This window comes from Parasphingorhabdus sp., assembly GCF_048267785.1.
In the GTDB taxonomy this organism is placed as follows: domain Bacteria; phylum Pseudomonadota; class Alphaproteobacteria; order Sphingomonadales; family Sphingomonadaceae; genus Parasphingorhabdus.
In genome coordinates this window covers 1-9,389 of sequence record NZ_JBLWWU010000032.1, presented here as the reverse complement: position 1 = coordinate 9,389, position 9,389 = coordinate 1, and the positions used below count along the sequence as shown (strand labels likewise).

General features: G+C 56.0%; 6 protein-coding genes. 2 read left to right on the top strand and 4 right to left on the bottom strand.

Features of this window, described 5'->3' with window-relative positions; translation table 11 throughout:
• Positions 1-50 precede the first annotated feature (50 nt).
• Positions 51-482 carry a sulfite exporter TauE/SafE family protein gene (locus ACN0VD_RS16550; RefSeq protein ID WP_417596275.1) on the top strand — a complete coding sequence of 144 codons (432 nt, stop codon included), beginning with the start codon at positions 51-53 and terminating at the stop codon, positions 480-482.
• A 182-nt stretch (positions 483-664) separates the two neighbouring features.
• On the opposite strand, the gene ACN0VD_RS16545 is transcribed toward ACN0VD_RS16550, so the two are convergent.
• The 4 genes from ACN0VD_RS16545 to ACN0VD_RS16530 form a co-directional block, all read right to left on the bottom strand.
• On the bottom strand, positions 665-3,115 hold the full coding sequence (locus ACN0VD_RS16545; RefSeq protein WP_417596273.1) for a TonB-dependent receptor domain-containing protein: 2,451 nt from the start codon (positions 3,113-3,115) through the stop codon (positions 665-667).
• Position 3,116: 1 nt separating this feature from the next.
• Positions 3,117-4,037, bottom strand: coding sequence for a FecR family protein (locus ACN0VD_RS16540; RefSeq protein ID WP_417596271.1), 921 nt, complete (start codon positions 4,035-4,037; stop codon positions 3,117-3,119).
• Positions 4,030-4,551 carry an RNA polymerase sigma factor gene (locus ACN0VD_RS16535; RefSeq protein WP_417596269.1) on the bottom strand — a complete coding sequence of 174 codons (522 nt, stop codon included), beginning with the start codon at positions 4,549-4,551 and terminating at the stop codon, positions 4,030-4,032. Before ACN0VD_RS16535 ends, ACN0VD_RS16540 begins: the two co-directional genes overlap by 8 nt.
• 257 nt (positions 4,552-4,808) lie before the next feature.
• On the bottom strand, positions 4,809-8,015 hold the full coding sequence (locus ACN0VD_RS16530) for an autotransporter outer membrane beta-barrel domain-containing protein (protein ID WP_417596267.1): 3,207 nt from the start codon (positions 8,013-8,015) through the stop codon (positions 4,809-4,811).
• Between the two features lie 838 nt (positions 8,016-8,853).
• On the opposite strand from ACN0VD_RS16530, the gene ACN0VD_RS16525 reads away from it, so the two are divergent.
• On the top strand, positions 8,854-9,389 hold a 536-nt coding region (locus ACN0VD_RS16525; RefSeq protein WP_417596265.1), incomplete at its 3' end, for a ParB/Srx family N-terminal domain-containing protein.

The window sequence follows — 9,389 nt, the reverse complement described above, 5'->3', positions numbered from 1 at the left end:
TATCAACCAATAAGACGAGGCCGATGCTCCGCTAATTTACGCAGCCATCTGTGCCAAATGTTCTGACGACGGACAATGCAGTTCTCAAGCCAACGGGTCGGAAGGATATCATCGCCGGCAATAAACCCCTGGGATTTATCGCCGGTACTGTCGCCGGATTTACCAGCTTTGTGGCGCATGCCGGTGGACCGCCATATCAGGCCTATACCCTGCCGCAAAATCTGGAGAAGCGCGTCTATGCCGGCACTGCGGTTATATTCTTCTTTGTGGTAAATTTCGTGAAGATCCTTCCCTATGCGCTACTCGGTCAGTTGGATCGGACTAACCTTACAATTTCACTGATCCTAATGCCGTTGGCCCCGATAGGAGTGTTTATCGGAGTCGCGCTGGTCAAGCGTATAAACCATGAAACATTTTACCGGATCATATATGTCCTCATTTTTGCGGTGGGGCTGAAACTACTTTGGGATGGGTTAATATAAGATATTTGCCCTAAAATTCGCTGTCAGTTAGATCGCTGTATTCAGCTCTCTCTCCCTACACCACTCCTGAGATGCGATATCTTTTTCCCTTGGATGAGCGAAACCCTTTTGGCTGGAGCCCCGGCCTGCGAATTGAGCCAATTGCCGACTTGGCAGGGCGAAAAGTGATGGCACAATATGATCTAGTACGCCACATCGACAGAAATCCGGATTGTTCGCGGACGGAGCGGTGTTAAATAGCCATCGCTTCCTGAGTTGAAGGGGGTCCCCAGTGCAAAGCGATTGCCCCGCGCATCGAGCAAGTTGGTCAAGGTCAAGGTCAGCCCTCGCCCATCGTTGCCGATACGTGCGGCGATGCCCGTATCGACATAATCTCCTTGCCCTTCGCCCAAGACCGGGCCGATTCCGATCCGGGATGGACCGACGTAACTGGCCCAACTCTGAATCCGAAAATCCTCGTCGCCCAGAACGATCGCATAATTGGCCGACCCGCGTATCGCATGACTGGCGACATTGGGTATCCGGCCCAGCCGACCGAGCGCAGAAATGATTATGGGTGGGGAGAAATCCGCTGCCGGCCCGCCAAAAACCACCGCTGCGCGCTGTAGGGATGAAGATAGTTGAGTGACCCGACTCTCGTTATAAACCGCGCCCAGTTCGAGCGACAATCCGGTCAGCGGTCGCACGGCGATCGAACCTGATATGCTGGTAATTTTGCCATCGCCAATATTGGCTGTGGTCGGGAAGCCATTGGCATCGATATAATCTGCCTGGATGTCCTTCCAGCGGCTGTGCGAGATGGAGATGGTAGCGTCGAACGGGGTGATGCCCTTCCGTCCGAACCGCATGCCGGCATCATAAGTGGACACATGATCATTGCGAAAGCGCTGAACAAAACTGCCATCAATCGACAATCCACCAGGCCGGAAACCCTCCTGATAGCGGGCATAGAAAGTCACGTTCTTGCCCAGCGTCGCCAGCAGAGATGCCGAGGGCAGCAGATCTTCCTCTTTGCGTCTGGCGGTTATCGCTCGACCGGCTTGCGTGAGCGCCAGCAATGCATCGACATCCTCGCCTGCACCGCCGAGCCGTGCGTAGCTATACCGCAGGCCGCCATTGACAATGATGGCGGGCAACAGTTCTGCCGATGCCTCGCCATAGGCAGTATATTCGGTGATCGAGTTGGTCACACCGGCGATAGCCGATCGCATGGTTTCGACTCCGAAGGACCTGGTCTGGCGCGTCCTGTTATCGATGAAGCTCGTCCCGATCACCCAGCCCAGCCCATTCCGAAAGGGCCGCGACAATCTGGTTTCGCTGGTCAGCATCCGCGTATGATTATTCTGGTCAAAGATACGTGGCGTATCATTGACCATGCTGGCATCAAATCGCTCATAGAGATGATGGTCGACATAGGCATTGGATAACTGCAAATGGAGGTCGTCCCAGTCCTTCGTCAGCACCATCATGGCCGATCCGTAGCGCGCCTTTGCCCCTTGTTCGACCATACTGCTGCGGGTCAGCGGCGGTGCATCCTTATCGGCATATTGGGCATCATCAGCTGTGATCGTTTGATAGAGGCCGCCGACGTCCGCCCTCCAACTGTCACCCAGATCGACACGAAGCGTACCGCGTGCACCGCGGATATTGGTCCGGTTCACATCATGCTGTCCGAGCAGCGGATTATCGATATAACCGCCCTCACTAATGGAATAGCCGGTCAGGCGCAAAGCGTGGCCGCTCTCTCCGAGAGGAATATTGGCGATCGCGGCAATATCCCCGCCGGGCGCACCATGCTGTACCAACGAGACGCCCCCTGAGGCGATCAAGGCCGTGGCAGAAGGATCGGGCACCTTCGGGATCATGCGGATAATCCCGCCCAGTGATCCTGCACCATATAACGTGCCTTGGGGTCCTTCTAGGATTTCTACCCGATCTATATCGTAAAGCCGGAGGTCGGGATCGGGTGCGTTGTAGCTGAGACGGATGTCGCCCAGATACTGGCCAACCGTTGCCTGTGTCGGGCCAGTAAAACTAGAATCGGCGATACCTCTAATGAACAGCTTGTTGCGGCCACTGCCAAGATGGGTGGATGATATTGTCGCCATGCGCGACAATATCGAGTCCATGCCTCGCTCCCCGCCAAACTCCAAATCCGCACCATCCAATATCGTGACGACACCTGCATATTTGGTATATGGTGTGTTGATTTTGCTGGCGCTTACGACAATTTCCTCGACAGGATATTTATCGACCGCTTCTCGCGGCGACCGCGCCTCTAAAGGGGGAGCTTTACGGCTCGGGTTCGTCCGGCGGCGTGCGATATTTGTCTGGGGTAGACGCCGTACGATACGCCAGCTGGTCGCTCCTACCTTGACGGCTCGGGCATCGGTGCCTGAAAGCATGCGATCCAGTGCTTTTGCCACACTCATCCGTCCCCGTACCGGCTTCACCGCACTTTGCCATAGTTTCGCATCGGCAACGCTGATGCTGATGTCGGCCTGACGTCCCAATAGGGGGAGGCTTTGCAGCAATGTTCCGCGCGGCAAATCAATCGAGCGCGATTTTTCGCGCGCGGCGACCGGCGTCGCGAGCGAGAGCAACAACAGTAACGATAGCAGGCGGAAGATCATCTTAGCGGGTCAGCAACCATCCTTCCGTTTGTTTTTCTGCACTAATACCAGCTAGTGCCGCTAGGTCGTCAATCACCCGTTGCCTATCATCGCTGACCAGCAGGGCGCCACGGAAGGGCAAGGCTGCGACATCGGGCGAGACAGCAACTTTCAAGCCGGCCGTTCTGCCAAGATCCTCGGCAACATGCGCGATGGACGTACCATTGTAGACAAGTTGGCCTTTCCGCCAACCACCTATGCTGGCGGGATCAATAGTCTGCAATTTCGGCGCGCCACCTTCGTCGGAGGCTTCGATGCTATATCCAGCCTTGATCCGAACATTTTCTCGTTTGGGATTATAAGCGACGAGACCATGCGATACGGCAACGTTCAAGGTTTTTCGCCTGCGGACAACGTTAAATTCCGTCCCCAGATCGACCAGTCTGGCATTGCCAGCCTCTACCGTGAAAGGATCCCCCGCGTCGTGGACCACGTGAAACATGGCTTCGCCGCTTTCCAGACGGGCAAACCGTGGCCGGTCCTTGTCCAGTTCGATTATTGTGCCACCATTTATCTCGATCCGCGAGCCATCTGCGAGTGACACCGTCCGCTGTTCTCCGGCGGCGGTTTCGATGCGTGTGGCATCACTGTTGAACAAGGAAAAGCTGATCACGCCGACCAGCGTCGCTGCAACTGCGCCGCCAAGCCATGCCCTGCGATTGACGACGATCGGGCCCCGGGGGGGCGTAATTTCCTCGACAGGATCGGACAGTTGCTCGAGATCTGCATCGAGGCTCGCAATTCGATCATATGTAGCCGCGTGATCCGGGTCCAGGCCTAGCCATGCGGCAAAGCCGTCCCAATCTGCAAACGCAGGATCTTTTTGTCTGATCAGCCAATCGATCGCTTTTTCTTCGACCTCCAAAGCAATGTCATCATTCATCAATTTGCCCCTTCAATCTGGCGAGCGCCGCATAAACCTTGCGCAGATCGGCTTCGACCGTGCTTAGGCTGACTCCAAGGCGGGCTGCGATGGCGCGCTGGCTCATGCCTTCAATCCGAAAATAGCGGAACGCGGCCGCGGCTCGGTCGCCAGACGTGTCTATCATTGCCTCCACCCGGGCTAGTTCTTGCCGCGAAATCAGCGACTGTTCGACAGACGGAACGGCGCGGTCGCTATCATATTCGCCCCAGGCCTTTTCCCGTTTTTCCGCGGCCCGCGCTGACCGGTAACGGTCCAGCATCAGGTTGTTGGCGGCGCGGTAAAGATAGGAAAGCGGATGAGCAACCGGCCCCATGTGCGATCCCGCGATGTGAACCCACAATTCCTGAAACACGTCTTCAGCGCTATCGCCGGCACCACGGACTGCGAGAAAACGGATCAGCAGTTCCCGATTTTCCAGCAGCACAGCTTCCATCCCGCGCGGTGACCCAGATTCTCCTTCCGCCCTGTTCATGAATGCTTCGTTTCGACCCTGATCCTTCGTTGTTTTGATGTTCCACCTCAAGAATCGGCCATCACGAATGCGTCTCGCTGGCGCGATATACAGCAATCGCATTATGCCACGCAACAATAGCGTCAACGGGCGAGCCGGGATCGAGGCGGGGGTGACAAAAACATCTATCTCCAGTTCATTTCCAAATTTGAAGCAAGAAGGGGAAACAAGGCACGAATCTGCTCTCCCCCCTCCTGCAGCGCGGCCGATGCTATATTCTATAGCCCGAGCCGCAAACTCGCGCGGACGGAGATGGCTGCGTGATTCTGCTGTTCCTCCACGGACACCTCTCCGCCAACCTGAATACCAGAATTTCCGGCAACAGCACGCAAGCGACCGATCCAACCGCTCTCGCGTTCTTCGGGGACGAGGGTGAACGGGGTGCCGTTGTTAAACTGGGCGACGGTGACGCCAAGTACGCCATCAACAAGTTGTCGGCGACCGCCTTCCAGTTCAAAACGATACCAGCCGTCATATTGATCCTCCCCGCCGAAATCGAGACCAAGCGCAACCGTACCCGAGACGGCCAATTCGTCGCTGTTGCGTTCCGCCACGGTCAGATCGAGGGCGTCACCACCTCCGGTCTCGGCATAACCATCCTCCTTCAACTTGTAGTAATCCACGGCTACGGTCGGGCGGATCGAGAAATTCCCCGAGCGTAGGTCATGGCTAACCGCACCTGATGCCGACCATAAGGTGCCGTCCCAATCAGCGGTCATCGTCTTGCTAAACTTTTCGCCGTCGAGAGTGCCGATAAAGAAGCGAGAGCCTTCAAAATTGATCTTGGCACCGGACACACGGGCATGTGCTAACCAAGCGCCTGTATTCAAACGCCAATAGCCCGCCAGTTCATATTGATTTGACCAGACCTCATTGCTGTTGCTGCCGTTTCCATCTTTGCCATTCAAATAAGCCACAGAGGCGCCAAAATTGCCGATACCGGTCTTGTGCTCGGCACCTGCCGATATGCCCCAGCCGCCGACATCATAGCTGGCAGTGTCGCCGCGGCTTTTCGAAGTCCCCCATGCGGCCTGTGCAACCCAATAGCCCCAACTGCCTTCATCCTTGAACGGGCCTTTGGGATCAGCAAGAAACCGTGCCAGAGCGCGCGATCCTGAAGTGACGTTTTCAAAGATTCCGCCTTCATGTTCCGGCAACATCTGCTGGAGCTGGCTGCGAAACTGTTCGCCATCGCCAATCGCCAGAAAAATATCCTCGACATCTTCATCATTAGTCAAAGCCGCATATGCCGCATCAAAGCCGCTTGCTTCGGATCGGTTAAGACCCAATTCCGTTGCATTTTTGCGGGCGACCTTGACTATTACCTGATTGGCAGTCGAGCTCAGCGAGCCCTTGTAAAGAAATGGTAGAAGCGTAGTGGTTGCCGTCAAATTGTTGGCGCCGTTAAGCGTTCCGGCTTGCACCACCACATGATCGCCCTCGGCGCTTTGCACGTCGGAAAGTTTGATAGCCAGCTTTGAGCCTGTACCAAAACTTGCCCCGCCCGAAACCTGCAACGATGTATCGGTAGTGCCACCTACGGTCACACCGAGCACGCCATTGTCGGTCACGGCGAGCGATGCTATCTGAGCGGTGCCGATAACGTCGAACGTGGCACCGGATACGGTAACCGCAAGGCCTTGTGCATTGGCCAGCGAGCCCGAGAAGCGGGAAGTGCCGGAAAGAGTCATCATGTCCGCACCGCCGCCAAAGTCGGCGCTGCCATCAAACACAGATGTTCCAGCAAGTGCGAAGATGTCACCCCCTGCGCCAAAGCTGACTTTGCCAGTATAGGTGGCATCGCCGGACAGTTTCAGTTGGTTGTCGCCATTCCCGAAGCTGCTATTACCCTTCACACTCCCATCGGCGATGTCGAACAGGTCATCCCCGCTACCGAAGCGGACGTCACCCATGATCGAAGGTGCCTTGGCATTCGCCGCCACGGCAGTTTGACGAAGAATTGCTCCTGTATTGTTTGCCGACAAATCGACCGCGACATTGCGCTCCGATGCCGCCAGCGCACCGGAGGCCGAAATGGCTCCGCTATTTTCCACCAGGTCGACGCTGCCCGATTTGTCGACAATGGCGATGGCTGTTGCTTCATTGCCACCCGCCTTGGCGCTGATCGTGCCACTGTTGCGGATAATCCCGACATTGGCGCCCGCGTCGATTACAAGCGCAGTGCTCGTTGACGCCACGCTACTGCCACCGGTTGCCTCGATCGTGCCGGCGTTGCGGATTTCCGGCGTCACCGCACCCGATCCCAGCCGGATGGCGGTTGCCGTACCACCATTGGATGCAGCCTTTACCGAGCCGGTCGCGCCAATGCCGATGCCGCCCTCAATGGTCACGGCAGCGCCCAGTCCGCCAACTTGCAGACCGTTAGCATTGACGCCGGCATATACACCGCTGCCCGAAATCCCGCCATCGATGACTAGGCCAAAGCCAGTTCCGGTGCCTGCAACTGCACCGATCGTGATGGCGTCGCTGGTGTCGCCGATCCGCATCGCAGGCGCAGCACCATAGGAACGGACGATGGCAGAGCCTTCCTTGGAATCCTCGATTCCATCATCATCTTCGTCATTGTCCGTGCTGCTGTTATCCTTTGGCGGTACGGCAAGAACGATACCACCGGTGACATTGCCCTCTACGGACAATGCCGGCCCGCCTTGCAATAGGTCATCGGCATCTAGTTTGGAGGAGTCTGCGGGTGCTGTGGTATAGCGGTAACCGGTGGCAGTGAGTGAACCCTGAACCACCAACGCGCCTTTGACATTTCCGTCCATACGCGCCGCTACTGCATCGACGCCCTGTGCCGTGATCGTGCCTGCCAGCCGGACATTGCCGTCGACATCCTGCAAGCCGACGCCAAGTGCGCGGTCGCCCAGGACGGAGGTCTTGCCATCATGGACAAAATTTCCTGTCAGTTTTCCGCCGAGACGAATGCCGGCGGCGTCATTGCCCTCGACGGTGATCGAGCCGCTATTTGTGATATTGCCGGTAAAATTACCAGCAGTCGCAATGCCGGTGCGGCCGGTTCCCGTCGCAAAGGGGCCGTCGATGTCACCATCATTGTCGGCGTCGGTGGGGGCGTAGGATTCATCGATGATAATCTTGCCGGACGCAGCATTGTTGATCGCACCAGACACGCCGGCATTCGCCCTAATACCGGTCGCGTTGTCAGCATTGTTGATCTCGATGGTGCCCTCGTTGGCCAGCTGGTTGTTGCTGTCGATGGTGACTGCAGTGCCCGATGTCGGTTTGATCGATCCGGCCGACGTAATTTTTATATCATCGGCAGCGCCAGACTTGATCGTCGATGTGCGGACCGGAGTGGTAGTAGCTGTTCCGACGGTCGTTTCTGCAAAAGCGGGGACCGAGACCACGGCGAACAGACAGGTCGATGCGAGTAGATAATTGCGCATATAATCCTCTTGTGTTTGTGGGGATAAATTTTCCCGTACAAACACAAGACGGAATCATTCCAACGCAGCCTTGATCAGATACAATTTTTTTCTGACGGAGCGATATCCTCGGTGATAATGAGGCCGGCCGAAGCGCGCTGCCGGATCATTGGAAAGAACAATATCCCGCTAGACTGGCCCAGCCAGCCGAGGATGTTCGGGTTCGCATAAGCCAGAAACCTCAGGGGAAATTACCCCTGAAAAATGATCTCTGTCCCAAAACCAACCATCTGCATCTGGACTCCAATATTTGGGCCATAGAGATAATCCATGAAAACTCAGCATATCCGCGGCTTCCAGAGCGTCTCTGGCACCGCAGCCGCTGCACCAACGGCGCGTAATCCTCGGACATTGCGCGACTATGTTCAGGGGTCGCCCTACAGTTAAATGGTTGATATAAAATGATAAAAATGGTGGTGCGCGACGCAGTTCGTAGCGAACCGGTCTCAGCAGTAATCTTCCCATATTCGTGGGAAAGTAGTGGGAAAAACGCCCTCACAAGACCAAGTTCGACCGTTTGCCCTGTGTGGGCCCCAGCAATAGCGCGGCCTCAGGGCAGTTTTCCCATATCAGATGTTCGTGGGAAGGCTGGACTATGTTTGTGGGAACGAGATGCAATCTCGGGCGAAAATTCAGTCCTTTTGTTCCTTTTCAGCCGTTTATGCATTTTCTCGAGGACCAGATAATTTCAGGCTGGACAGATCCTGTCCAGAAGAACATAACGGGAAGGTCAACTCTAAGGCCGACACTTTTCACCACAGAAATTGTAAATTTTATTAATTTTTGAAAGTGAAAAGATATGTCCAAATCCCACGTAAAATCCAACATCCCTTCCCGCAATCATACGCCCGGTCACCGGCGTCTTGATGAACTAATCGGATCCGCGACCAATCCCAACACGCATTCGCTCTCCCAGATAAAGAAAATCCAGCGGAGCATGAGGACGTACGGCTGGACAAATCCCATTCTCATCGACGATGACGGGAACGTAATCTGCGGACATGGCCGTCTGGAGGCCGCGCGCCTCAATGGCGAGACCGTCGTACCGGTGATCAACCTGGGCGAAATGAGCGAGGCGGACCGCCGCGCCTATATCATCGCCGACAACAGGCTCGCCCAGGACGCCCAATGGTCCAAAAAACTGCTGCGCTCGGAACTTTCCGGCCTGATTGATCTCGGCTATGAGGTGGAACTGACCGGGTTCGACACGTTCGAGATCGACGGCATCCTCACTATTGGCGAGGACGAGCCGGAGGCGGAGGACAATGTCGAGCTGCCGGCCGATGACGCGGTACCGGTATCGCAGCTGGACGACCTTTGGAAAGTTGGCAATCA